Source organism: Chitinophaga sp. CF418 (assembly GCF_900142925.1).
Lineage (GTDB): Bacteria > Bacteroidota > Bacteroidia > Chitinophagales > Chitinophagaceae > Chitinophaga.
Map to the genome: position 1 here is coordinate 155,999 of NZ_FRCN01000006.1, position 24,822 is coordinate 180,820.

Consider the following 24,822-nt stretch of genomic DNA (forward strand, 5'->3'; position numbering starts at 1 on the left):
GTTGTGATCATTAGTTGTGTTAATCATTATGTATAGCCATACCATGAAAGTAACCGGTATCCTTTTATTAATTCTTTTAAGTATCGTGGGGAGTTTACGGGCACAGAACAGGCCCGCCAATACAAGCAGACCTGCCGCTATTCCGGCAACGCCGCCGGCTCCTTATACAACCACAATGGTCAATTCGATCCGTACCTGGACGCCTTCCATGCCCGTGTCTGAAAGTGCGGTGGTCATATCTGCCACCAGAACTGTGACGGAGGTCAGGCAGGAAACCCAATATTTCGACGGTCTGGGACGCTTATTACAGACAGTTGAAAAGGGCGCCAGTCCGGGAGGAAGGGATCTGGTTACCCCGGTGGATTATGACGCTTTTGGAAGGGAGGTATATAAATACCTGCCTTATGTACCGAAAACAGGAAGTGTCAATGATGGCCTTTTTAAGACGGCGCCATTTATCGGCCAGCGAGCCTTTTACAAAGACAGTACTTTGGCGCCGGGAACAGGTAGCGACAGTATTTACTACACGCAAACAGCATACGAAGCATCCCCTTTAAACCGGGTATTACAGACCTGGGCGCCGGGGAACAGCTGGGCAAAAGAGGGCGGCAATCATCCTGTAAAGCAGCAATACCAGGTGAACGGAATAGCCGATTCCGTCAGACTTTGGGACGTACCGGTATCCTCGCTCATACCGGTCAGCAGCCGGATATATGGCAACGGAGAATTACTGAAGGAAGTTGTCATCAATGAAGCGGGCACACAAACGGTGAGCTATAAAGACAAGGAAGAACACGTGGTATTGAAAAAGACGCAGTTAGCCGCCGCACCAGGTACCGCACATACAGGTTGGCTTTGCACTTACTACGTCTATGACGGCATGGGAGATCTGCGGTTTATAATACCGCCTAAAGCGGTAGATGCCATCCGTAGTAACTGGGCGATATCTGCTGATATAGCCAGGGAATTATGTTTCTGCTACCGTTACGACAAACGCAACCGGATGATCGTACAGAAAGTGCCTGGGGCTGACAGCACAGAAATGATATATGATGCACGGGACAGGTTGATAGGCAAGCGGGATGGTATTCTGAAGGGGCTGGGCATGTGGCATGGCACCTATTACGACCAGCTGGACCGGGAGCAAAAGACGGCCTTGTTCTACGACGCCAGGAGCCGGGAGGCCTTGCAGGCTGCCATTAACCAGGCCGGGTTCGATCCGTCGAATGCCTTCCCATTTATTGATTCCTCCGCCTTGCGGATATTGACAAATACCTACTACGACAACTATAACTTCCCCGGGAGGCAAACTTATATCACGACCGACATCACAAAGGTGCAGGCAGGAGCCAATCAATATGCCGAAGTATTACCAGCGACGGCCAGTACCATGACCAGGGGACTGATAACAGGTAAACGTTACCGTATCGAAGCCATGGAGCAGTTCAATACAACGACGATCTACTACAACGACAAAGGACGGGTGATCCAGACCATTGCAGACAATATGCCTGGTGGCCGGGATATTACCAACACCCTCTACGATTTCAGCGGCAAAGTGTTGAGCACTTACCTGAAACACACCAATCCACACAGCACATTAATACCGCAGACGACAATACTCACGCAGTTCGACTATGACGCTATGGGCAGGATTGACACCATTAAAAAACGGCTCAATGACAATCCTGCCTTGCAGCGCACAATAGCTGTCAACACCTACGACGAACTCGGAAGACTGAAAACAAAGCGCCTGGACGTCACCGGAACTGCCACCCAATTAGAATTGCTGCAGTATGAATATAATATTCGTGGCTGGCTAAGATCAATCAATAAACAGTTTATCAGTACTCCCAATGCCAGCACCAATTGGTTTGGACAGGAATACTGTTACGATTATGGATTTGATAGTATTGATTACGCCGGAAATATCGCCGGCATCAAATGGAAAAGTATATCGGACGGTATTCCCCGCGCCTACGGCTATGATTACGACAAGGCAGACAGACTAACCCGCGCTGATTTCACCGAACAACTGAGCGGTAGTGCCGCCTGGACGAACACAAAATCAGACTTCTCCGTAAGCGGATTAGCCTATGACCCTGGTGGCAACCTTTTATCAATGAAACAGACAGGACTAAACGGTCCTGTCATTCAAACAATAGACAGTTTGAAATACGGATATTTCGCGAACAGTAATCGGCTTAGTTATGTAACTGATAAAAAGAATAGTCCTTCCAGCACATTAGGCGACTTTAAAGAAGCAGACAACCGCGAAGTGCAGGATTACTGGTATGACCCGAACGGTAATATAGCGAAGGATAAGAACAAGGCCATAGATACCATCTATTATAACCACCAGCAATTGCCTGCCATTCTTTATGCAAAGAACAAACAGGCATCCATTTACTATCTCTATGCAGGAGGCAGCGGTGAGCGGTTGGCAAAAATGGTATCAGATGGCAGCGTTCAACTCCAACTATTTCGTACAACCCATTACATTAATGGATTCCAGTATGAACAGGATAGCTTACAATTTATTTCTCATGAAGAGGGCAGAATCCGGCCCATATACAAAACAGGACAGCCGGTAAGTTATGCTTTTGATTATTTCATAAAAGATCAACTGGGCAATGTCCGCATGGTACTGAGCAGCCAGAAAGACACCGCCATTTATGCTGCAACAATGGAAACAGCTATGGCCGGGGTCGAAAATGCCCTGTTCAGTAACATTGACAATACACGCACATCCAAACCGGCAAATTACCCAACAGACGCCACCACCAATCCCAACGCCTACGTAGCAAGGCTCAATGCCATAAACGGGCAAAAAATCGGCCCCTCACTGGTCTTAAGGGTAATGGCAGGCGACAGCATCCAAATAGGAGTGAGGGCCTTATACAAGCACGCAGGAGCCGCTACCTCCAGTACCACCGTATCGGCGATGGTATCAGCCATTCTGGATGCCTTCAGCGGCGGGGGAGCTATAGACGGTATCCACCAGTCCACCGGTAGCGTCTCACCCGTATACACGTTGAACAACAACACATATAACCAATTAAAAACGAAAGATGCCTCTCAGAACCAGCCGGACAAGCCCAAAGCATATCTCAGCTACGTATTATTCGACGATCAGTTTAACCTGGTAGACGACAACTCCGGCATGCGCCAGGTAAGCGGAGCCCTGGATGCCTTACAGACCCTGGCAGTACAAAAGATGCGGATAAAGAAGACGGGCTTTATTTACATATACACCAGTAACGAAAGCGGGCAGGATGTATTCTTTGACAACCTGGTAGTCACCCACAACGGAGGCGCATTGCTCGAAGAGACCCACTATTATCCTTTCGGCCTGACGATGGCCGGCATCAGCAGAAATGCCCTAAAAGGAAAACTGTATCCTGAGAACGGCAAAAGATACAACGGTATCGACTTCAGCCAGGACCTTGACCTCTATCAATACGACGCATTCTACCGCACCCTGGATCCTCAAATTGGAAGATGGAGACAGATCGATCCAAAGATTGACAACATGGAATCCTGGTCGCCGTACGTATCTAACTTTGACAATCCCGTCAGGTACAGCGATCCCTTAGGCGACTGGCCTGGTCCCGGGGACGGTCTCTTTACGCGATTACTCAACTTTGCCGCCAATGCCAAAGACAATTTCAGCAGGAACACCACCCAACAAAAGAATTTCATCCGTGAAAAAGTACAGCAAGGAATCAATAATTTCAAGGATCGTATCGCCACCGGAACAACAACGCCTCAATTACTTTTCGATGAGTTTCGCAAAAATCCTCTGGGCGCCGCAACTGGCATTGGTGGTCTGGAAGTAAAACTCACTACTGTTGCGGCTAAGGAGTTTGCGCTTAGTTCAAAAGCAGCAGAAGCGGGCGCTAAGACTGCGGAAGGATTTGAGGTAACGGCGCAAATGAAAGCGAAGCTGGATGGTGCAGGGCGTGCGGCGGAGTATGGGGAGGGATGGGCGACCGGTAGTTTAAAGGACGCAATAGAGAAGTTTGCTCCTGGTGCAGAAGGCGTTTTAAATAAGAATGGCACGAAAACAATGTATCGAAACAATGAGACTGGGATTCAGGTAGTGGAGGATAATAAAGGTAATTACTTTCGAATAGAAAATACAAATTTAAGCTGGGATAGACGGTATTTGGATTTAGATGGTACGATTCCCAACAACAAAGTTATTAATGGAAAACAAAAGGGTAGAAGTAAACCCGAGTATCAAAACGTCACGCACTTCAAAAATACAGATTTGATGAGATAAGGACTTTAATGACAAAGCATAAAAACATTCATTTAATAATATGACAAATATGGTAGCAAGAAAAACTGTAACTGTGCCTAAGGACAAGGATGCAGAAAACGCATTAGACTATGATGAAGCAACGCCAGACCAACTGCTTGAGGTGTTATTAACAGATGAAGAATTCGATGAATTGTGGGCGGCTGGTGTTTTTGACATTATGAATGAAATAACTGGGGCTATGATTGACTATTTCGAGTCCGCAGAAATAGTAGAGAAGGAAAAATTGGAAAAGGTACTGGAGAGCGACGCTTTTACAAAGGATGCAGTTGTAGACAAACTCGCACAAATCAAAGTCCTTTTCGAAGAAGCCCTTGAGCGTGGCACTGGCGTCTATTTCTTTTTCTAAAAATTTGGGCGACGTGAAAGCCGGAAGAACTCATAAGTAGCGGACGGTTTGAGGTGGAGACTGCGGGCCTTAGCCCCTTGGAGAGCTTGATACGATTGACAGGGGTTAAATAAGCCATTCCCAAGCCCCTACGCTTGACAAAGCTCAATCGTAAGTCTCGGAAAAGGGGGTACAGCCCGCGGTCCCATCTCAAACCGCGAGCTACGAAATAATTTGAGCAAACTTCCAAAGAGTTGCATAAAATATGAACAAGTTACTCGCTTCAACAATGCAGATTAAAAATGAGAACAAGATTGATAGAAGTTCCTAAAGATAAAGAAGCTGAATACGCATTAGACTATGATGAGGCAACACCAGGTCAGCTGATCCGCATTTTTTTAACTAGCCCTGAATTTGTGGAGTTGTGGAATGTCGGCTTTTTCGACGTTTTGAATGAGATGACTTTGGCCATGATTGATGATTTTGAGGACGCTGAGATTATAAAAAAAGAAGACTTAGAAAATGTGTTGAACAGTGATCTGTTTAACATGCCCGTTTCCAACGATATTCTTGACCGGTTGAAAGTCCTTTTCCAGGAAGCCCTTGAACGTGGCACTGGCGTCTATTTCTTTTTCTAAAAATTTCGGCGACGTGAAAGCCGGAAGAACGCATAAGTAGCGGACGGTTTGAGGTGGAGACTGCGGGCCTTAGCCCCTTGGAGAGCCTGATACGATTGACAGGGGTTAAATAAGCATTTCAAAGCCCCTACGCTTGACAAAGCTCAATCGCGCGTCTCGGAAAGGGGGTACAGCCCGCGGTCCCATCTCAAGCCGCGAGCTACTTATTTAATTCTCAGAAAAGCCACATTAAGATAAAACCAAGAGCTACGCGATAATTCGCGTAAGCTTCAACACCATCAAGCGCAAGCAAGCCACGAGTTATACAAACACCTTTTAAGGGAAACCTACTCCAACAAAGCTAATACTTTGAAAAGTGCAACCTACCCATAACCCCCAAGCGTCAACGACACAACACCGAAGCCGCCGGTTTGATTCTTACAACCTTCTATAGTCGTTATTTTTTTATGTAAATAACGCCCACCTCCCCATCACTCAGATGAAACTTTGAAATTTATACTTATCTGTTTGAATATTGCAATTTGTATTCCCGCCCTTCGAACTAAATTTGCTTTTAAACGTTAACGATTCAGGAAGCAAAGGTCAAATTTGATATTGGATAACCCATTGAGGTAGCTACGGCGAGACAGTGCGCCGTAAACCGGGGTTCCCCTACTATCAATAGTCCCCTGCCGCAAGTCAACCTATTTAGATCTATTATTTACAGAAAAGCAATTCTTTATGGTTAAGCTAAAGATCAACCAGAAAGAGTACTCAGTGGACGCCAGTCCTGATATGCCTTTGTTATGGGCAATAAGGGATGTAGTCGGATTAACTGGTACCAAATTCGGTTGCGGTATGGCGCAGTGTGGCGCATGTACCGTTCATTTGGATGGAGAAGCGGTACGTTCATGTGTTACATTGGTGTCGCGGGCCGTTGGGAAGGAAATAGTAACTATTGAAGGATTATCTGCTGATCCGGACAACTACCTGCAGAAAGCATGGATAGAGCTGGACGTACCACAATGCGGTTATTGCCAGTCCGGTCAGATCATGTCTGCAGCGGTGTTGTTGAGGGAAAACCCAAATCCAACAGATGAAGACATAGACAGTGCAATGTCCGGGAATATCTGTCGCTGCGGCACATATCCCCGTATCAGAAAGGCCATTCACCTGGCCGCAAAAATGCAGCGGGAAGGAGGTAATAACAAATGAGCACAACATTGAACGCCAGCAGGCGTAATTTCCTGAAAACCGGTGCTGTACTGACCAGCGGACTGCTGATCTCATTCACAGTTCCCGGCGCAAAGAAACTCGGAGGAGCCACACCTGCAGTGCTGGGCCCACAGAGTGGCGCAGCATTCGCTCCTAACGCATATCTGAATATAACAGCGGATAATGAAATACTGGTATACCTGGCACATGCTGAAATGGGGCAGGGTATCTGGACGACATTATCTATGATGATAGCAGAAGAACTGGATGTGGATGTCAATAAGATGGTGGTACAGCATGGAGATGCGTGGACGCCTTATAATCATACCATGTTCGGGATCCAGATCACCGGAGGTTCCAGCACTACCTGGTCTGAATTTGACAGATACCGCAAGGCCGGCGCAACCGCCAGAGCTTTGCTGGTGCAGGCAGCCGCGCAGAAATTTGGCGTGAACCCGGCCGACTGTAAGACAGAAAATGGCGTGGTAACAGCAGGCGATAAGAGCGCTACTTACGGAGAACTGGCCACTGCAGCAGCAGCATTGCCAGCTCCGGGTGATATGCCGCTGAAAGATCCGAAGAGCTGGAAGTATATCGGCAAGGGCGTAAAACGCCTGGATACGCCCGCTAAAATAAACGGTACTGCAAAATTCGGGATGGATATGCAGTTTCCGGGCATGTTGACAGCAGTTGTGTTACACGCACCTGTTTTTGGCGCGAAGGTGAAAACCGTGGACTCCGCAAAGGCGAAAGCGATAGCAGGCGTACGTCAGGTAGTACAGATCCCCAGCGGGGTAGCTGTATTGGCCGACAACTACTGGGCTGCAAAGAAAGGCCGGGCAGCGCTGAAAGTGGACTGGGACCTGGGATCAGGTGTGAAAGTGGATTCAGTAGCGATGCTGGCTGAGTACAAACAACTGGCGCAGAAACCTGGAACCCAGGCCGGTAAAGCCGGGGATGTAGACAGCGCCATGTCGAAAGCGGTGAAGACTGTGGAGGCAGAATATGTATTCCCTTACCTGGCACATTCGCCTATGGAGCCTTTGAATGTGACCATCCAGCTGAAAGATGGTAAATGTGAGATATGGACCGGTACGCAGATGCCAGGTCTGGATCAGGGAGCAGCAGCCAAAATATTGGGATTGAAGCCTGAACAGATAAGAGTGAATACAGTTTTCCTGGGCGGTGGATTTGGTAGAAGGGCAACGCCCTCCTCTGACTTCGTAGGAGAAGCTGCCGAGATCGTCAAAGCCAGTGGTAAGCCATTGGTGAAGATGGTATGGTCACGTGAAGATGACGTAAAAGGCGGTTATTACCGCCCGATGTTCCTGCACAAGATAACTGCCGGCCTGAATGCTCAGGGGCTGCCAATAGCCTGGAAACACACCATTGTGGGCCAGTCTATTATGGAAGGGACACTCTTCGCGGGAATGATCAAGGATGGCATCGATGGTTCCTCCGTAGAAGGTGTCGTTGATTCCCCTTATATGGAAGCCATCCCCGACCGCCTGGTGACATTGCATTCTCCCAAGAATGAAGTACCGGTATTGTGGTGGCGTTCCGTAGGACATACACACACCGCTATGGCGATGGAGGCAATGATCGATGAACTGGCGCATGCCGCGGGCAAAGATCCGCTGGCTTACCGTCAGGAATTGCTGAAGTCCAGCCCGCGACATCTGGCGGCACTGAACCTGGCAGCTGAAAAAGCTGGCTGGGGTAAGCCACTGCCTGCCGGACGATTCAGAGGTATAGCAGTACATGAATCCTTCCTCAGTTTTGTGGCGCATGTAGCGGAGATCTCCCTGAATGAAGACGGCACGATCAAAGTACACCGTGTAGTAAGCGCTATTGACTGTGGTCTGGCGGTGAACCCTGACGGCGTGAAAGCCCAGATCGAAAGCGGTATTAATTTCGGGGTAGCCGCAGCACTACATGGAGAGATCACCCTGGAAAACGGGCGTGTAAAACAAGGTAATTTTAATGATTACGTGGTAGCCAGGATGTTTGACACCCCGGCGGATATAGAAGTGCATATCGTGGAAAGCACCAATAAAATGGGTGGCGTGGGTGAACCCGGCGTGCCACCGGTGGCGCCGGCTATCGCGAATGCTTACTTCGCCGCTACAGGCAAACGCCTGAGACAGATGCCTTTCAATAAGGCAAATCTGTTGGCATAAGGAGAGATATCCTGATTTTTTACACGTAATGAGATGTTATGGCACAAACAACTAAAAACCAGTTTTTTAATACAAAGAAAGTTGTATATCTTCTGCTTGCAGCAACGGCAATTTCTTCGGTTGTAGTATCTTTCCGTACGGATGCCTTCAATGGCGTACCTGCAGAAGATAAAACAACAGTTGCTAAGGCAGAAATGGCGGAGCCGGATAGTGTGATTTCGAAAAAGGCCTTTTTACAGGCTTATAAAGTGCTGATGCATCCCAGGTGTATGAACTGCCACCCGAAAGGCGACAGGCCGCTACAGGGCGACGATAGCCACGTACACACCATGAACGTACAGCGTGGTACAGATGGTAAGGGGCTTTATGCAATGAAATGCTCCAACTGTCACCAGCCACAGAATACGCCGGGACTGCATATGCCTCCGGGCAATCCGAACTGGCACCTGCCACCGGCTGATATGAAGATGGTGTTCCAGGGTAAAAAGCCGAGAGAGCTGGCAATGACCCTGCTGAATCAAAATCTGAATGGTCACAAAGACCATGAAGCCCTGATCGAGCACGTAAGCAAGGATTCACTGGTGGGTAGCGGATGGAACCCTGCAGAGGGTGTAGCCCACTTGCCTATGAGCCGTGCGGAATTTGTGAAACATTTTAAAACATGGCTGGATAAGGGCGCTTACTTGCCGGATAAATAAGATGAAAGAAATCGAGGATATTTTACGGGCCTATGCACAATCCCGGGAGAATGGGAAGAAAGTGGCGCTCGCTACTGTTGTACACGTGGAAGGATCGTCCTATCGTCGTCCGGGAGCCAGGATGCTGGTGACGGAAGATGGAGAGATGACCGGAGCTATCAGCGGTGGATGCCTGGAAGGAGATGCTTTGCGAAGAGCGCTCCTGGCTATCATCCAGCAGCAGAATAAGCTGATCACCTACGACACGACGGATGAGGATGATGCGAAAATAGGTGTACAGCTTGGCTGTAATGGGATTGTTCACATCCTGTTCGAACCAATAGACCCTGTTTCGCCGCACAATGCTATCAGGCTACTGGAGCAGGTGCTGGAAAAACGTGAGGATGCCGTATTAGTAACTCTTTTCAGGTTAAACCAGGCTGCTCAGCAGCCTGGCACCTGTCTTCGTTATTCAGGGAATAATTTTGCCGGAAGCCTGGAAGACGGTGATCTGAGATCAGAGATCGTGAAAGATGTGCTGGAAGTGTTCAGCACGAAACAGGGGATGGTAAAACAGTATGGAGACGAAAAACCAGCACTACATGGTTTTGTCGAATTACTGAAACCTCCTGTTTCCCTGGTTATAGCAGGGGCAGGAAATGATGCTATGCCTTTAGTGGAAATAGCCCGCATCCAGGGTTGGCATACGACAGTGGTGGATGGAAGGGCCCTTTATGCCACACCCGCGAGATTCCCCGGCGCCCGCAGGGTGATTGTAAGCAAAGCGGCAGAAGTGCTGCAAAAAGTGACGATCGACGAAAGGACTGTTTTCGTCCTGATGACCCATAATTATAATTATGACCTGGCACTGCTGGAATTACTCCTGCAAAAAGAAGTAACTTACATCGGTACGCTGGGGCCTAAAAAGAAGCTGGAACGCATGCTGGACGAACTGGCGGCAAAGGGCATCACAATAGGAGAAGAAGAAAGATCCAGGATCCACGGACCGGTGGGACTGGATATAGGAGCGGAAACAGCAGAAGAAATTGCATTGTCTGTGACGGCTGAAATAAAAAGCGTACTTTCAGAAAGGACTGGCATTCCTTTAAGAGAGAAAAACGGGCCGATACATACTGTGTAAATCGTATGGATATGGAAAATTACGGTGTAATCATTTTGGGGGCGGGTAATTCCTCCCGCCTGGGACAGCCGAAACAACTGCTGATGTACAGGGGGAAAACCCTGATCTGTCAGATGGCGGAAGAAGCAATTGCAGCGGTAGGCAGTCCTGTGGTGTTGGTAACGGGGGCTAATGCGCCTCAGATACTGGAAAAACTTTGCGGATTTGCGATTGAGATAGTGGAGAATGATCACTGGATAGAGGGCATGGGCTCATCCATCAGTACGGGGATGAAGATGTTGGTAAAACATGAAGGCCTGGCAGGAGTGATCATCATGGTGTGCGACCAGCCATTTGTCAACGCAGCCTTGTTAAGGCAGCTAATGGACCAACAGGTAATTGCAGGAAAGGGAATCATCGCCTGCACTTACGATAATACTGCAGGTACGCCTGTACTCTTTGCAAATACCTATTTCGATGCGCTGACGGCTTTAGAGGGGCAGGAAGGTGCTAAAAAGATACTACAGCAGTCTACCGACGACCTGGCCCTGGTGCCTTTTCCGCTTGGAGCTTTAGATATTGATACAGCTGAGGATTATCAGCGATTATTAACAGGGCAAGTTTTAGCAGATGATAATTGATTCGTTTAACCGTGTGCATGATTACCTGAGGATCTCCCTGACAGATAATTGCAACATGCGGTGTTTTTACTGCATGCCGGAGGAAGACTATGACTTTACGCCGGCTTCCCGTTTAATGCAGGCCGATGAAATAGCCACTTTAGCAGGGATCTTTGCTGCCAATGGAGTACGCAAGATAAGGCTGACCGGCGGTGAGCCGCTGGTAAGAAAAGACGCGGCAAAGATCATTCTATCTCTTTCCCGTCTGCCTGTGGAACTCACTATGACTACCAATGGCGTCCGCCTCCATGAATTTGCAGATGTGCTGGAAGAAGCAGGTGTACGATCCCTGAACATCAGCCTGGATACCCTGCAGCCTGAAAGATTTATGCTCGTTACCAGACGTGACCTTTTTCACCAGGTAAAGAGCAATATCGATCTGCTGATCGGGAAAGGCATTCATGTAAAGGTCAATGTGGTGGTGATGAAGGGCCTGAATGACACTGAGATCAATGACTTTGTGGCCTGGACGAAACATACGCCGGTGCATGTACGTTTTATAGAATTTATGCCTTTCAGCGGTAACCGATGGACGAGCAATAAAGTGATGTCTTTACAGGAGATCTTGCAAAGTATCAGTACGGAGTATGACTACCTGCCCTTAAAAGGCGGCGCACATGATACAGCTAAGGGATTCATTGTGCCAGGCCATGCCGGTACATTTTCTGTTATCAGTACCATGACTGCTCCCTTCTGCGATACCTGTAACAGGATGCGTCTTACCGCAGACGGTAAACTGAAGAATTGCCTCTTCTCGAATGGGGAAACAGATCTGCTGACCGCCCTGAGAAACGGGGAAGACGTATTGCCATTGATCCAGCAGAGCATCCTTAGCAAGGCTAAAGCGTTGGGAGGTCAGTTCTCCGGAAAGCTGGAAGAAGTGGAAGCCGCTGCTATTAAAAACAGGAGTATGATCACCATCGGCGGATAATTGACGGAATGATATAAATTGCATGTGCAGAAGCGCTGTCAATCAATGATATTGTGCGATGAGCATTCGCTGCATTGAGCCACGCCGCCAGGTGTGCGACTCGTTTGCGGGGTTAGGAATCGGGATCACACATCGTCATATTATCACAACCACAACCGGAATCTAACGAAATGGAAAAAGCAATCAAAGACATATTGGTAAATGGCGCATTGAAAGTAAATGGCAGCCTGTGGGTAGAAGGGAATGGCAAACGATTCTTCGGCCCCGGACCAGTAGAGTTGCTGGAGCTGATCCAGGAAACCGGTTCAATCAACCAGGCGGCAAAGAAAATGAAGATGTCCTATAAGAAAGCCTGGGAACTCATTAGTAACCTGAACCATATGGCAGGTAGCCCGTTGGTGATTACCAGTACAGGCGGCGACAATGGAGGCGGTTCTGCTATTTCTGAAGAAGCCCGCCAATTGATTGCCTATCACCGGGAAATGAGGGTGCGGTTCAGCAAATTTCTCGAAGAAGAAACACAACGTTTAAAATAAGACACACATGCACATCATCAGAATGTGCTTTTTTTACCTGATCGTTATATCCGACAAGATATAACGTGATAAGTAGCTTTTATGACCAAATCTCTATTCATCGCTTTTGTTTTATGTAGTGCAGGTGTGTATGGACAGGATACTTCTTTTGTACAGAGAGATACTACGGTGAAAATATTGTCGGAGGTAACGGTATCGGCATCGCGTACCAGGGAAAGCCTGTTGCAGTCGCCGGTAAGCATTCAGAAAGCGGGAGAGCAATACTTCCGGATGTCTGCCGCACCTTCTTTTTACGATGCCCTGGAACATTTACAGGGTGTACAGCTGATCACCCCGAGCCTTGGGTTCAAAGTGCTGAATGCCCGTGGTTTTGCCAATACTACCAATGTGCGTTTCGCACAACTGGTAGATGGCATGGATGTGCAGTCGCCACATATCGGCGGACCGATAGCCAATGCCCTGGGCCCTTCTGATCTTGATGTCAGTAATGTAGAGATCCTGCCGGGAGTGGCATCCGCATTGTACGGTATGAATACTGTCAACGGGCTGGCCAATATTTCTACGAAAAACCCATTCACGTCTGAAGGTGTAAGCATACAGCAGAAAACGGCGCTGACACACCTCGGGGATGCCAAAAGCAGTATAAAAGTATATACAGAAACAAGCCTGCGCTGGGCAAAGGTGATCAGTCCAAAACTTGCATTCAAGATCAACGGTACTTTTAACAAGGGATATGATTGGATGGCAGATGATCATAGAGAACTGAACGGACAGGCGAATGCCAGCACAGGATTACTGGGAAAGGATAATCCGGCGCAGGACCCGCTGAGCAGTTACGGAAACGAATCTTCCGACAGGAAAACAATCGCATTGGGAGGACGTAATTATGTGGTAGCACGTACCGGTTATGACGAAAGAGATGTAGTGGATTATGGTCTGCAGAATATTAAGGCCGATGCGGGTATCTATTATCAGCTGAAGCCGGGTATGACGCTGACCTACCTGTACCATATGGCCCTGCTGGATAACGTATATCAGCGGGCCAACCGTTTCCGCCTGGCGGATTATCTGGTGCAACAGCATGGGTTACAGTTCCAGTCCAACAGTGTAGAACTGAAGTTATACCTGAACCGTGAGAACACTGGTAACTCTTATAATCTGCGTTCTATGGCAGAGAACATTGACCGCAACTACAAATCGGACAATCAATGGTATGCAGACTATACAACGGCTTTCAACAATGCAACGGGGGCCGGAGCCTCTGTAGCGGATGCTCACCGGCAGGCAAGGACAGCTGCAGATGCCGGCAGATATCAGCCAGGAACGGCTGCATTCGATAATACCCTGAACAAGCTGGCGCAGATCAATAACTGGGATATCGGCGCTGCACTGAAAGTAAAAGCAAGTTTTATACATGCAGAAGGCCAGGTAGATCTGACAGCTGATTTGCTGCGTGACGTGAAGGACAAACTGGGTATGCAGATCCTGGTGGGCGGTGACCACCGTACCTATATCATAGCGCCGGATGGGAACTACTTTATCAATACTGAACAGGGCAAGGAGTATACAAACATTCATTATGCCAAGACAGGCGGTTTCATATCTGTTACCAAGACCTTGTTCAACGGCGATCTGAAACTGGGTGCTATTGTGCGTGGCGATAAGAATGACTATTTCGATCTGATGATCACGCCTCGTTTCACCGCAGTGTATTCACCGGTAAATACGCAGCATTTCCGCGCGTCTTATCAGAGTGGCTACCGCTATCCGAGCATCTTTGAAGCATATTCCAATGTGAATAGCGGCGGTGTGAAACGTGTAGGCGGATTGCCTGCCATGTCGCAGGGCATTTTTGAGAACGCATGGCTTGCCTCATCTATTACGGCTTTCCAATCGGCAGTGCTGAACGATATCAATAAGAACGGACTGACACAGAATGAAGCTATCTCAAAGAATAGAGACATCCTGAAGAAGAATCCTTATACGTATATCAAAGCAGAGCATGTGAAGTCGGTGGAAGTAGGGTACAAGGGCATCTTTGATGAAGGCAGATTTTTTATAGATGCAGAAGCTTACTTGAATAAGTATGCGAATTTTATTGCCCAGGCGAATATGAATGTGCCGAACACTGAAGTAGCAGACTCTATTCCTTTTGCGCTGTATAATAAGAGTAAACAGAGTCCGTACCGCATGTGGACGAATTCCCAGACCGTAGTGAACAACTATGGCGGAAGCGTAGGGCTGACCTATACAGAACACGGCTATGTGGCTAATGGAAATGTGACCTATGCAAAACTGAAGATGTCTGACAAGGAAGACGGACTGGAAGATGGCTTTAATACACCATCCTGGACAGTGAATGTGTCTGTAGCTAAAGAGCGGATCATCAAACATGCAGGAGCCGGTATTTCCTGGAAATGGCAGAGCAGCTACTATTGGCAGTCTTTCCTGGTAAATGGTAATGTAGACGCTTATTCTACAGTCGATGCGCAGGTGACATACATGTTTGATAAACTGAATTGCAAGGCGAAACTAGGCGCCAGCAACCTGTTGAATAAGTATTATTACTCCTTTTTGGGAGGTCCGTCTGTCGGAGGAATGTATTGTCTGACATTAACATACGGTATTCGTTGAGAAAAGACTATTCAATAAAATAGTTGTGGTATTTGAATGCCAAATGTTGGCGATTTTACGGAGAATCATTTGAGTAAGACTATTTTGACGTAGATTTATTGTCAGAATAGTCTTATCTCAAATTTGATAATATGGAAGCCAACGAAAACAGAGGACGTCTAATGTATGGATGTGATGGGGTGAGAATTGAGAACGGGCATTTTAAAGTGCATGCGGTAAGTGATCAGTTTAAAGTAGCCACACCTTATATCCGCAGGGATTTTTACAAAATAACCTTATTCAGAGGTATCAGCAGGTTACACTACGCTGATCAGGGCATTCTGATAGACCGGCCTGCACTGACATTTTCGAATCCTTTAGTGCCTTATAGCTGGGAGCCTGTTTCAGAACGCTGGACAGGTTACTATTGCCAGTTTACGGAGGATTTTGTTCATATCCGTAACAGTGGACATTTTTCCCTGCAGGATTCGCCATTATTTAAAATAGGAGGTAACCCGGTGTGCTTTCTGAGTGAGGAGCAATATGCAACAGTGGAAGGTCTTTTCAACAAAATGATAGCCGAAGAAGCAACTGATTATGTACACAAATATGAAGTGATCGGAAATTATGTGAACCTCATTATTCATGAAGCGTTGAGGATGCAACCTGCTGCAACTGTCCATAAACCAAGCAGCGCTGCGGCGCGTATCACCATGTCATTTATGGAATTGCTGGAAAAACAGTTTCCTATAAATTCCCAGGCTCAGACATTGGGGCTGAAAACAGCGGGTGATTATGCAAAACATCTGGCCATTCATGTTAACCATCTCAATCATGCAGTGAGGGACGTTACAGGAAAGGCTACCACAGTGCACATCAGGGAACGTATTATTGCGGAAGCAAAATTATTACTGAGAAATACAGACTGGAATATTGCGGATATCGCATATAGCCTGGGATTTGATTATCCGGCTTACTTTAATAACTTCTTCAAAAAGCAAACGGGTATGACACCCCGTTCGGCAAAGCTGGTATAATTGGGGGAGTACCTATGATACCCCCTGATTTATTCCGGATAATTTCTCTTTCACTATTACGAGGCGGTCGTAGAAAATCTCAAAAATCCCTACCCCTTTTCTTAGCTTGATAATCTGAAGGTGGCTGTACACAAAAGCCGGAACATTGGTGATAACACTTCCCGGACCTAAGTCAATAGTCTTTGGCAGATCAGCTGTTTTAAAAAATTCCTCCATCTCCTGGATCTCTTTGTCGGCATATTTCATGTGGCAAAGATAACCTCGCGAAGGTATTTAAGTGAATTTTTTTATCTTGGTAGCGCCATTCAGGACCCGGCCATTCTAAAGCAGGTCTTCGTCATCAGCGAAGGCTGCCACACGGCCTATCTGACCGTCTTCCAGTCTGACTTTTATACCCCGGGAATGGTAAGGGGAGGAAGTGAGGATGTTTTTTACAATGCCATATGTCAGCTTCCCGCTGCGCTGGTCTTTCTTGAGAATGATCGCCACTGCCAATCCCGGGTATATATCTTTTCTGTACTGACCTTCCATAGTTTTAAATTGTGGGCGCAAAGGTAGGCAATTTACCCCATCCCGTGTACCTCGTCAACACGCTAATAACTAGACCTTCAGGCAATTATTTGAATAAAAAAACATCCGTACAATATTAAATGTTTTAAAAAATGCCTATGTTTGCGATACAACTATTGGGACAACATTTTGGATTGTTTGACGCCAGACCTCTGTGAAAAGAATCCTTTTTTCTTCCCGTATTTGTTCCGGCATGGATTAGTTTATACTTGTTATGTTTCGTTGCTTTGTTCAAAAACTTATTTGAGATTGTTTGCTTTCCTGATTAATAATTTACTATAAGGCAAATTACACCTGATCTCTTGTCGATGAGCATGTTATTAGCCTGAAAGTAGTTCGATTTGTTATACCGTGAAATATTATTTATCCCTTTTAATCACTTTATTATCCACTATATGCCATGTATATAGTCAATCTGCGGTAAATATGCAGATGTCTGACTATTACAGGAAATGGAAGGTAAAACTTCCGCAACGCCAGCAATACCCTCAGTTCGGCGATAGTTTGTATTATTTTGTGAATGGAGATAATAAAGCCCCTGCTATCGTCATTGTTCCTTTCCGGCCAACAGGCTATGACACGGTGATAGGATATTACGAACATAATAAAAACAGCCATACCCCTGTAATCGCTATTCCGCGTACTCCGCTGCTGACCGTGCACGGGAATGTGATGTATGATCTTTTCTATCAGTCCAATGTTGATACCCCTTTTGTACAGAAAGACGTTTACCAGCATACATTGCAAACCAGCCTGGTGCTCACCTATAAGGATCGTTATCCAATAAGGCTGAACTTTACCACCAGGATGGGGAATTCTTCTCTTTTCAGGAATCTTACAGACTTTAATCTTCAGTTCACCAGCAGGGATTTCAAGAATGCCATGTTACAACGCGCCAAAGGCTGGGATGCCGGGAAATATGCGCAGCTGGAAGAGCTGGAAAAACTCAGGATGCAGCTGGAAGCCAAACAGATGGAGATCAATAAGCTGAGAGGGTGGAAAACAGATCCCGGCTTATTACAGCGTATGGTGGAGGCCCGGGAGAGGGCTTATTATGGGAGGATCAAAGATTCCTTAGCTGCGCTCAATAAGCCGGAAGTTGAAATGCCTGACCTGAATATTGGAAAAAGAGGGCTTGGCAGACTGGAATTGCCTGATGATGTGAAGGGTACGGGCGGTTCTGAAAAGGACAAGGCAGATTCTGCCCTGAAAAAACTGACTGCCAGCTATGAAGGGGTGGACAGGAAACTGGATTCCCTGCAGGGCGAACTGGCAAAATTACAGGCGCTGTATAGGAAACAGGAGGGTATCTATAACACGAGAAAAGGCGCGCTGGCAGATATACTAATACGTAGCAGGAATAATAAGGAACTGGCGGAGAATCTGAAGGCAGCGAACCTGCCGGATACGATGTTGCCCAAAGGTTACAAACACCTGCTGGCGATCCGATCGGTCGGCATTGGCCGTACGCTGGTCAATTATTCAGAGCTAACGGCTAAGGATATAAGTATACTGGGTGTACAGGCGGAATACAATCCCTCTTATTATGTAGCTTTTGCAACAGGCAGGGTAGACTACCGTTTCCGGGACTTTTTCTTTAATGAGAACAGGTCCAGACAGTATCTGACTCTCGTGCGCGCAGGTCTGGGAATGAGAGATGGTAACAATATCATCATGACTTATTATACCGGCAAAAAGCAGGTATATAATTTTAATACTGCTCCCGGTGGTGTTAATACCGGCAACCTGGAACAGCGGATCATGGGTTTCTCCCTGGAAGGCCGCTGGCAGCTGGATGAGAACAATTATATCATAGGAGAGGCCGCCAAATCATCACTGCCCACCTATGCCAGATCTGCTGAAGATCATAGCAGTACACTGGGAAGCGTTTTTAAAATGGCTGATCATTCCAACGAGGCATATTCTGTAAAAGCCAGCTCTTTCTGGCCTCAAACGGGAACGAAGATCAATGGTATGTATAAGACGATGGGCGCTAATTTTCAGTCATTCAGCCTCTTTACTACCGGTTCTTCCCAGACAGCGTGGTCCATCCGCGTGGATCAGCCTTTCTTCAAACAACAGCTGATCATCAGCGGAAGTATCAAGAAGAATGATTTTACCACCAGTTATCAGCAGACAAACTATCAGAGCAATACTGTTTTCAAAAGCATACAGGCAACCTTCAGGAGAAAGAAGTGGCCGGTGATAACCGTGGGGTATTATCCAAGCTCCCAGATCACAAAGCTGAGTGATAATAGTTATCAGGAGAACCTGTTCTACAACCTGGTGGGAACCGCCAGCCATTTCTATACCTACAGGGGTATTATGATGAGCACTGTATTCTCCTACACGCAATTCTATAATAAACAGACTGATAGTAGTTTCCTTTATTTCAACAGCAAGAATATGATGTTGAACCAGACCCTTTTTGTGGGGAAATTCACTATCAATGGTGGAGGCTCATTCGCTACCAATCCGGAGTACAACCTGTATGGTGCAGATGGAAATGTGCAGTATAAGATGAGAACATGGCTTGAGATCGGTGGTGGTATGAAATATAATTACCAGACAGTTTATGACCTTACACAGATGGGCTACTCCGGCAATGCAAGAGTAATCATCCCTCTGTTGGGCGAGATTGCTGTCATGGCAGAAAAGGCATTTATACCAGGTATGCAGAAACGCCTGGTATCCAGTAATAATGGAAGATTAACCTATACAAAGACATTTTAAACATGATCAAAATGAAAAATTACCTGCTGTTACTGCTTGTTTTCTTCTTTGGTATGCAGACCAAAGCGCAGGTTAGTATGACTGCTCAAGTACCTCCGGAGGGCGTCCTGGTGAAAGCGCAATTGTGGAATGTCGTACTGGTATCCGTATCTGAGGCCCCGACTACAGTTAAAATAGTAATGAGCCTGACAGATATCAAAACTAACCAGCCGGTATTGACTGGTATTTCCCGTAATATTACATTGACGAAAGGGGCAAAACAGCTGCAGGTGAGCGACGTGTCTCCGGTTCAGTATGAATACCTGTCGAATGTAGCAGACAGAAGCCCGAATGGCTTGTTGCCGGTAGGTAACTACCAGGCATGTTACAGTTTGTTTATACAGGGTGTTTCTCACGGAGATCTGATCTCTGAAGATTGTATTCCTTTTGCGGTAGCTCCTGTAGGTCCGCCGTTACTGAACACACCAGCGGATCAGAGCATACTGGAAACCTTCAATCCGCAGTTCACCTGGCTGCCACCATCTCCTGCCAGTATCTTCAGTAATCTGAATTATGAGTTACTGCTGACAGAAGTGAGGAGTGGACAATCTGCCGTAGAAGCAATACAGCAAAACCTGCCTGTATACAGGTTGCCTTCTACAAATAATCTGTTTGCCAATTACCCGTCTTCAGCTTTATCGCTGGATACAGGCAAACAATATGCATGGACCATTATTGCCAAGAACGGACCTGCTTTTGCCGCACAGACAGATGTGTGGACATTCAGGCTGAAGTCTACGCTGGTAAAAAAGGAAGTAGCAGAGAATACGCATATCCAGCTTAGAAAAGAACTGGACGGAGCTGTAGCGGCAGTAACCGGAAATGTACATTTTACTTATACCAATGAGGTGAACGATAATGTTGTTAAGTACGAACTGGTAGGGCTGGAGACAGGTAATACCGTGATCGCTTCCGGTGACCTGAACGTTAAACCAGGTGATAATATGATGGCATTTGAAGTAAAAAGAAAATACAATCTGCAGGATGGTAAAAGCTATCTGCTCCGTGTGAAGAATTCGAGGAATGAATACTGGCAGATGAAGTTTGTTTATACAAAATAAGTTAAAAAGATATGAGCGTGTTGAGAACAGGTTTAATGATCCTGTGTGGTGTTGCAGTGCTTCACACCGCAAACGCACAGGAGGTGAATGATACGGCGAAATTATTTGCTGAAATGAAAACACTGCAGGGTGTTTACCAGCAGAAGGCGTTGTCTTTTGATATCAGGTATACTTATGCCAGTGAGCTGCATCCTGGTGAGATACTGGATTCTTTAAGCGGCCACGCAGATATTGCCGGCAGTAAGTATTATTATCAGATGGCTAATACTGAAATGACTGCTAATGATAAATATGTGATCACGCTTTTTAAGGAAGACAAGATCATGTATCTGTCAAAACCGATGGCGATGAATGCTGCTGATCCGCTGGAGCAGATGCGGGCGTCATTGAAAACAGCGGGTGTAAACCGGTGTTCTGTTACCGAAAAAGGAACGGTGAAGTCTATTCGGGTTGGCTTTAAGGAAGGTGGGCCTTATAAAGAATTGCAGATGGATTTTGACAAGTCCTCCGGTTATCTGACGTCCATGAGATATGTGCTTAAAACATCCATGCTGATGGAATCTACCGGTGGCGCCAATGCAGAAGCGCCTGAAGAATATGGTGAATATGCGATTGTACAGAGCTATTATGATAACTACAAACAGCTTTCCGGGCAGGAAAAAGAGTTTGATAGCATGAAGTTCTTTTACAAAGAGGGCGATGAATTTAAGCCCACAGCCGCGTATAGTGAGTACAAAGTATTTGTGGGTTCGCCGGATTTGCAGTAAGTTATATATCCTTAACCTATGAATTATAAAAGCAGCATACTTGCCGTAGTTCTTTTGCTGACCAACGCTTGCGCTGGAACTGAGGCCGGGAAAAATGTAACTAACGATACAGTAGCTATTGAGCAGGGGATAGCAGGTCCGCCAGAGGAAGGGAATGGCGTTGAACAGGAGATGATGAAGAGGATAGACAGCACTGTAGGCGCGATCAAAAGTCAAGTCTATACAACCAGGACTGCCTACTTTCCTCCCAACGGCATCAATGATACGATGAAAGCAATGTTGTTTTTTGAAGATGAAACGGCGTTAAGAATACAATATTCAACTTTTGAGGACGGAGGAGCTGCTGTCGGCGATGACGATCTATATTTTGTTAAATCTTTAGGAATTATTAGGCAAAGCCAGTATGGCAATAATATTTTTTACGAAGGCGTCGCTTTCGATGGACGATATATTTGTTTTAAAAAATCCACAGAGGACGGTAGTTTTAAAAAATTGGAAGTACCTCCGGGCGCTATAGACGATTTGACAGGATATTTCCTTAGAACGGCGCATGATTTGCGGCAACTATATCCTGAGATCAAATTTGATATTCCTGAGATATCATTGAAGGGAGACGCCAGGCTTAAAATAATAAGTGCTGTACCTTTGTATGAAAGGCCGGACACAAATGCCCATAAAATCAGGCTGTTGGAAGATCATTCAATTGTAGGATTTATAAGAGCCATTGACTCGATTGGAAATTTTCGTGACAAAAAATGGATCTGGTATTTAGTTAGATCGAAGACGGATTCCGGTTGGATTGTGGGACATCCCGATTTTGTGCAGGAACCGACAGATGAGAATGCAGAAGATTAGTTCGAAACGGGCCATTGCCGCTGCCATATCCCGGGATAATCACATACCAATCCATCTTCATCGACTTCAAGATCTGCTTTAAAGCCTGACCATAGACTCTCGTACCGGTACAGCTTTTCTCCCAGCCGCGTATACCGTTGTTTCACAGGTTTCACATCCATGGCCGGCAGGTCAAAATATAAAACAGTGATCTCCTGCGATTCCCCTTCCACGAGCGCTAACCTGTTCACTGCCAGTGTGTTCGTGAATGGCGTAATGGAAATATCAATATCAATACAGGGATCAAAGATCTCATGAATAGTTCCCAGTTTATCATACCATTTGCCGTCTTGTCTTGTAAACTGCAACTCTTTCTGTATATGATCATGTGCCCTGATCAGGACAGCGGTTGTTTCCCAGTCCGCATTAGCTGTAATATGATAGTTCACATGTAGCGGCAGATCATTCACCAGACCGGTAATGTATCCACGTATATGATGAGCATTATCAGACTGAAGATGAAGGTATTCGAGCGTATTATAGTAAATTCCTTTCCAGATAATTTGCTTCGAGGTCATACGTCGTTTTTCTTCAATTTACGAAAAAATCGCGCTGATAAGCCCCGATCAATCGGATCAGACTGCCAGCGTCTGTAATCTGCATTGTACATCTGCAGCCTTTTGCAGCAGGGACGGATCTTTTATATAAGATGTAATATCCAGTCTCTCACTAATGAGGCTTTCTTTATACAAAGCATTGAAATTGTAGTATTCCAGGCAGAATTTCCATTCGGCATACAGGTGATCAAACACTTTCCTGTTGCAATTAGCAAGAAAAGAGTGATCAACCACCAGGTAGGCTGAAGACGGTAATTGCTGCAGGTGTTGCAGGATGGCTTCATTGTAGGAAATCCATACTTTCAGATTGTGTTCACTATATTTTCTCAGCAATTTCTCTTTCCGGAAGGGTTGTTTGAAATACTTCCAGATCATCCGTGGTAACCATCCTTTCCCCTCATATTTTTGTACGCTTTCGGCGTATAAGCGTTGTATAAGCGAACTGACAACGCTCCTGTAGTCGCGTAATATCACAAGGTAGCGTGCACCCGGTAGTAACTCCCTGTAATAGGGAAGGAAAAGGCAGGTGCGCGGATCTTTCCATCCCCATTGCACCTGGCTTGCCGCCTTTTCCCGGATCAGTAGGCGCAGGGATCGTCTTTGCGCTTCAGATAAAGAGGGTAGTGTACTTACAAGACCATCTTTCCGAAGATCATGTTCGCTTAATACCCGCTGATGATAATTATAAAAATCTACGTCTTCGAAATGTCCCTGTGTATTGCCAATGCCAGCTCCCAGGAACTGATCTCCCATGTGCAATCCGCATTTATATAGCCATTGGGTAAGCAATGAAGTGCCCGAACGGTGCATGCCCGTTATGATTAATACATTATTGCTCATGTTATTGTCTCTTAGTTGGAAGCCACGCTGGCATATTTTGCCTGCTGTAATGCCAGTGACTGGATTATAAATTGAAGGAATAAATTAGTGCAGGCGGTAATGCTCTGTTCATCTGTATGAAGATGAAGATCAGGCTGGGAGGGTACTTCAAATGGATCGTTAATGCCTGTAAGATTGCTTAACTTATCCGGATGTCCGTCTGGTAACAGCGCCCGTTTATAAAGCCCCTTTGTGTCTCTCGCAATCAGTTCGTCCACCGCACAATCAATAAACACTGTTTTGACGTGCGTATAGGAGGCAGACAATTCCTGCCGTATTGCCTCATAAGGATTAATGGCGCTGATGATACTTACAATACCATAACTTGACAGACGACTGGCAACAAAGCCCAGGCGGCGGATATTCTCGCAACGGTCCTCTTTTGAGAAACCCAGGTCCCTGCAAAGGAATTCCCGGTAACTGTCGCCGTCAATAATTTCGATTGGAGTACCATAAGCTGCTGCTTTTCGTTGTACGTTTTTCGCAATAGTAGTTTTGCCCGCACCGGATAAACCGCATAGTTGTATAATCATCGCATATTGATTTACAGGTTGAACAGCCGACAGCAGTGATGTAGGTAAATGGGTAAATGTGCAGTTTATAGGAAAATGGTGGGTTAAATGTGTGCTCGCAGTGTGATATGGTGGCTAAACTAGCTAATTATGCCTCAGTGAAAAGATAATATAGATGAATCCCGGAAATGTACCGACGTATACTGGAAATTTCTCACGCATCACCTTTCCTGGAACAGGTCAATAGAAGTTTGTAGTAGTCCGTTATGTAGTAAATCGTTTGAATGTCTCTTTGGTAATGATCCTGACGTTTTCTGCCAATTGATCCAATGTACAACTCAGCATTCTGATATTATATGGAAGCGTACCATGCATCTCTATAAATTCAAGATGCAGGCCACACTGATCCGTTACATTGGAGTTCCCTTTCAGCTGATAAAATATACCGTCGGCTGTTTCTCTGTCATGACCCATGCAGAATTTGCCGAAGTTTTCATGTCCGTCCAGTGTTTTCAGGTGTAACAAAATGTGAAAGGTAATTTCCATAACACA

At 46.2% G+C, this 24,822-nt stretch carries 22 protein-coding genes; 16 read left to right on the forward strand and 6 right to left on the reverse strand.

Features of this window, described 5'->3' with window-relative positions; translation table 11 throughout:
- Nucleotides 1–28 precede the first annotated feature (28 nt).
- The 12 genes from F3I09_RS14795 (at nucleotide 29) to F3I09_RS14850 (ending at nucleotide 16,258) form a co-directional block, all read left to right on the forward strand.
- Nucleotides 29–4,285 carry a DUF6443 domain-containing protein gene (locus F3I09_RS14795; RefSeq protein ID WP_149695812.1) on the forward strand — a complete coding sequence of 1,419 codons (4,257 nt, stop codon included), beginning with the start codon at nucleotides 29–31 and terminating at the stop codon, nucleotides 4,283–4,285.
- 49 nt (nucleotides 4,286–4,334) lie between these two features.
- Nucleotides 4,335–4,673, forward strand: a complete 339-nt coding sequence (locus F3I09_RS14800; RefSeq protein WP_149695813.1) for a hypothetical protein — start codon at nucleotides 4,335–4,337, stop codon at nucleotides 4,671–4,673.
- Between the two features lie 281 nt (nucleotides 4,674–4,954).
- Nucleotides 4,955–5,290 (forward strand): hypothetical protein, encoded by a 336-nt coding sequence (locus F3I09_RS14805; RefSeq protein ID WP_149695814.1) that lies wholly within the window; start codon nucleotides 4,955–4,957, stop codon nucleotides 5,288–5,290.
- A 720-nt stretch (nucleotides 5,291–6,010) separates the two neighbouring features.
- Nucleotides 6,011–6,484 carry a (2Fe-2S)-binding protein gene (locus F3I09_RS14810; RefSeq protein WP_149695815.1) on the forward strand — a complete coding sequence of 158 codons (474 nt, stop codon included), beginning with the start codon at nucleotides 6,011–6,013 and terminating at the stop codon, nucleotides 6,482–6,484.
- Nucleotides 6,481–8,664 carry a xanthine dehydrogenase family protein molybdopterin-binding subunit gene (locus F3I09_RS14815; RefSeq protein ID WP_149695816.1) on the forward strand — a complete coding sequence of 728 codons (2,184 nt, stop codon included), beginning with the start codon at nucleotides 6,481–6,483 and terminating at the stop codon, nucleotides 8,662–8,664. The genes F3I09_RS14810 and F3I09_RS14815 overlap by 4 nt, the downstream gene beginning before the upstream one ends.
- 38 nt (nucleotides 8,665–8,702) lie before the next feature.
- Nucleotides 8,703–9,362: a hypothetical protein gene (locus tag F3I09_RS14820; RefSeq protein WP_149695817.1), complete on the forward strand. Its 660-nt coding sequence runs from the start codon at nucleotides 8,703–8,705 to the stop codon at nucleotides 9,360–9,362.
- Between the two features lies 1 nt (nucleotide 9,363).
- Entirely contained in the window at nucleotides 9,364–10,482 is a 1,119-nt protein-coding gene (locus F3I09_RS14825) for an XdhC family protein (protein WP_149695818.1), read from the forward strand.
- Between the two features lie 11 nt (nucleotides 10,483–10,493).
- Nucleotides 10,494–11,102, forward strand: coding sequence for an NTP transferase domain-containing protein (locus tag F3I09_RS14830; RefSeq protein ID WP_149695819.1), 609 nt, complete (start codon nucleotides 10,494–10,496; stop codon nucleotides 11,100–11,102).
- Complete coding sequence (gene moaA, locus F3I09_RS14835; RefSeq protein ID WP_149695820.1) at nucleotides 11,092–12,072, forward strand: GTP 3',8-cyclase MoaA; 981 nt, start codon at nucleotides 11,092–11,094, stop codon at nucleotides 12,070–12,072. Before F3I09_RS14830 ends, moaA begins: the two co-directional genes overlap by 11 nt.
- Nucleotides 12,073–12,242: 170 nt before the next feature.
- Nucleotides 12,243–12,608 carry a winged helix-turn-helix domain-containing protein gene (locus F3I09_RS14840; protein WP_149695821.1) on the forward strand — a complete coding sequence of 122 codons (366 nt, stop codon included), beginning with the start codon at nucleotides 12,243–12,245 and terminating at the stop codon, nucleotides 12,606–12,608.
- A gap of 81 nt (nucleotides 12,609–12,689) precedes the next feature.
- Complete coding sequence (locus tag F3I09_RS14845; RefSeq protein WP_149695822.1) at nucleotides 12,690–15,242, forward strand: TonB-dependent receptor domain-containing protein; 2,553 nt, start codon at nucleotides 12,690–12,692, stop codon at nucleotides 15,240–15,242.
- A gap of 131 nt (nucleotides 15,243–15,373) precedes the next feature.
- A complete protein-coding gene (locus tag F3I09_RS14850; RefSeq protein ID WP_149695823.1) occupies nucleotides 15,374–16,258 on the forward strand; it encodes an AraC family transcriptional regulator in 885 nt (294 codons plus the stop codon).
- 12 nt (nucleotides 16,259–16,270) lie between these two features.
- Here F3I09_RS14850 and F3I09_RS14855 read toward each other — a convergent pair whose 3' ends face one another.
- Nucleotides 16,271–16,504, reverse strand: coding sequence for a hypothetical protein (locus F3I09_RS14855; protein WP_149695824.1), 234 nt, complete (start codon nucleotides 16,502–16,504; stop codon nucleotides 16,271–16,273).
- 75 nt (nucleotides 16,505–16,579) lie between these two features.
- Nucleotides 16,580–16,789 (reverse strand): YwbE family protein, encoded by a 210-nt coding sequence (locus F3I09_RS14860; protein WP_149696050.1) that lies wholly within the window; start codon nucleotides 16,787–16,789, stop codon nucleotides 16,580–16,582.
- 465 nt (nucleotides 16,790–17,254) lie between these two features.
- On the opposite strand from F3I09_RS14860, the gene F3I09_RS14865 reads away from it, so the two are divergent.
- From F3I09_RS14865 to F3I09_RS14880, 4 genes are read left to right on the forward strand one after another with little or no spacing between them, the layout of a single operon-like run.
- On the forward strand, nucleotides 17,255–19,561 hold the full coding sequence (locus F3I09_RS14865; protein WP_149695825.1) for a hypothetical protein: 2,307 nt from the start codon (nucleotides 17,255–17,257) through the stop codon (nucleotides 19,559–19,561).
- 11 nt (nucleotides 19,562–19,572) lie between these two features.
- Complete coding sequence (locus F3I09_RS14870; RefSeq protein WP_149695826.1) at nucleotides 19,573–20,661, forward strand: hypothetical protein; 1,089 nt, start codon at nucleotides 19,573–19,575, stop codon at nucleotides 20,659–20,661.
- An 11-nt stretch (nucleotides 20,662–20,672) separates the two neighbouring features.
- Nucleotides 20,673–21,428 carry a hypothetical protein gene (locus F3I09_RS14875; RefSeq protein ID WP_149695827.1) on the forward strand — a complete coding sequence of 252 codons (756 nt, stop codon included), beginning with the start codon at nucleotides 20,673–20,675 and terminating at the stop codon, nucleotides 21,426–21,428.
- An 18-nt stretch (nucleotides 21,429–21,446) separates the two neighbouring features.
- On the forward strand, nucleotides 21,447–22,283 hold the full coding sequence (locus tag F3I09_RS14880) for a hypothetical protein (RefSeq protein ID WP_149695828.1): 837 nt from the start codon (nucleotides 21,447–21,449) through the stop codon (nucleotides 22,281–22,283).
- Here the strand turns inward: F3I09_RS14880 and F3I09_RS14885 are convergent.
- The 4 genes from F3I09_RS14885 to F3I09_RS14900 form a co-directional block, all read right to left on the reverse strand.
- Nucleotides 22,280–22,840, reverse strand: a complete 561-nt coding sequence (locus tag F3I09_RS14885; RefSeq protein WP_149695829.1) for a putative glycolipid-binding domain-containing protein — start codon at nucleotides 22,838–22,840, stop codon at nucleotides 22,280–22,282. The two genes, F3I09_RS14880 and F3I09_RS14885, sit on opposite strands and share 4 nt — an antisense overlap.
- Before the next feature lie 57 nt (nucleotides 22,841–22,897).
- On the reverse strand, nucleotides 22,898–23,689 hold the full coding sequence (locus tag F3I09_RS14890; RefSeq protein WP_188133817.1) for a sulfotransferase: 792 nt from the start codon (nucleotides 23,687–23,689) through the stop codon (nucleotides 22,898–22,900).
- A 41-nt stretch (nucleotides 23,690–23,730) separates the two neighbouring features.
- Complete coding sequence (gene cysC, locus F3I09_RS14895) at nucleotides 23,731–24,291, reverse strand: adenylyl-sulfate kinase (RefSeq protein ID WP_149695831.1); 561 nt, start codon at nucleotides 24,289–24,291, stop codon at nucleotides 23,731–23,733.
- A gap of 243 nt (nucleotides 24,292–24,534) precedes the next feature.
- Nucleotides 24,535–24,816, reverse strand: a complete 282-nt coding sequence (locus F3I09_RS14900; RefSeq protein ID WP_149695832.1) for a hypothetical protein — start codon at nucleotides 24,814–24,816, stop codon at nucleotides 24,535–24,537.
- Nucleotides 24,817–24,822: the final 6 nt, after the last annotated feature.

Excerpts from the sequence above, each read along its gene's own strand:
- F3I09_RS14795 (WP_149695812.1), top strand. The coding sequence starts at position 29 with ATGTATAGCCATACCATGAAAGTAACCGGTATCCTTTTATTAATTCTT.
- F3I09_RS14800 (WP_149695813.1), top strand. The coding sequence starts at position 4,335 with ATGGTAGCAAGAAAAACTGTAACTGTGCCTAAGGACAAGGATGCAGAA.
- F3I09_RS14805 (WP_149695814.1), top strand. The coding sequence starts at position 4,955 with ATGAGAACAAGATTGATAGAAGTTCCTAAAGATAAAGAAGCTGAATAC.
- F3I09_RS14810 (WP_149695815.1), top strand. The coding sequence starts at position 6,011 with ATGGTTAAGCTAAAGATCAACCAGAAAGAGTACTCAGTGGACGCCAGT.
- F3I09_RS14815 (WP_149695816.1), top strand. The coding sequence starts at position 6,481 with ATGAGCACAACATTGAACGCCAGCAGGCGTAATTTCCTGAAAACCGGT.
- F3I09_RS14820 (WP_149695817.1), top strand. The coding sequence starts at position 8,703 with ATGGCACAAACAACTAAAAACCAGTTTTTTAATACAAAGAAAGTTGTA.
- F3I09_RS14825 (WP_149695818.1), top strand. The coding sequence starts at position 9,364 with ATGAAAGAAATCGAGGATATTTTACGGGCCTATGCACAATCCCGGGAG.
- F3I09_RS14830 (WP_149695819.1), top strand. The coding sequence starts at position 10,494 with ATGGAAAATTACGGTGTAATCATTTTGGGGGCGGGTAATTCCTCCCGC.
- moaA (WP_149695820.1), top strand. The coding sequence starts at position 11,092 with ATGATAATTGATTCGTTTAACCGTGTGCATGATTACCTGAGGATCTCC.
- F3I09_RS14840 (WP_149695821.1), top strand. The coding sequence starts at position 12,243 with ATGGAAAAAGCAATCAAAGACATATTGGTAAATGGCGCATTGAAAGTA.
- F3I09_RS14845 (WP_149695822.1), top strand. The coding sequence starts at position 12,690 with ATGACCAAATCTCTATTCATCGCTTTTGTTTTATGTAGTGCAGGTGTG.
- F3I09_RS14850 (WP_149695823.1), top strand. The coding sequence starts at position 15,374 with ATGGAAGCCAACGAAAACAGAGGACGTCTAATGTATGGATGTGATGGG.
- F3I09_RS14855 (WP_149695824.1), bottom strand. The coding sequence starts at position 16,504 with ATGAAATATGCCGACAAAGAGATCCAGGAGATGGAGGAATTTTTTAAA.
- F3I09_RS14860 (WP_149696050.1), bottom strand. The coding sequence starts at position 16,789 with ATGGAAGGTCAGTACAGAAAAGATATATACCCGGGATTGGCAGTGGCG.
- F3I09_RS14865 (WP_149695825.1), top strand. The coding sequence starts at position 17,255 with ATGCAGATGTCTGACTATTACAGGAAATGGAAGGTAAAACTTCCGCAA.
- F3I09_RS14870 (WP_149695826.1), top strand. The coding sequence starts at position 19,573 with ATGAAAAATTACCTGCTGTTACTGCTTGTTTTCTTCTTTGGTATGCAG.
- F3I09_RS14875 (WP_149695827.1), top strand. The coding sequence starts at position 20,673 with ATGAGCGTGTTGAGAACAGGTTTAATGATCCTGTGTGGTGTTGCAGTG.
- F3I09_RS14880 (WP_149695828.1), top strand. The coding sequence starts at position 21,447 with ATGAATTATAAAAGCAGCATACTTGCCGTAGTTCTTTTGCTGACCAAC.
- F3I09_RS14885 (WP_149695829.1), bottom strand. The coding sequence starts at position 22,840 with ATGACCTCGAAGCAAATTATCTGGAAAGGAATTTACTATAATACGCTC.
- F3I09_RS14890 (WP_188133817.1), bottom strand. The coding sequence starts at position 23,689 with ATGCACCGTTCGGGCACTTCATTGCTTACCCAATGGCTATATAAATGC.
- cysC (WP_149695831.1), bottom strand. The coding sequence starts at position 24,291 with ATGATTATACAACTATGCGGTTTATCCGGTGCGGGCAAAACTACTATT.
- F3I09_RS14900 (WP_149695832.1), bottom strand. The coding sequence starts at position 24,816 with ATGGAAATTACCTTTCACATTTTGTTACACCTGAAAACACTGGACGGA.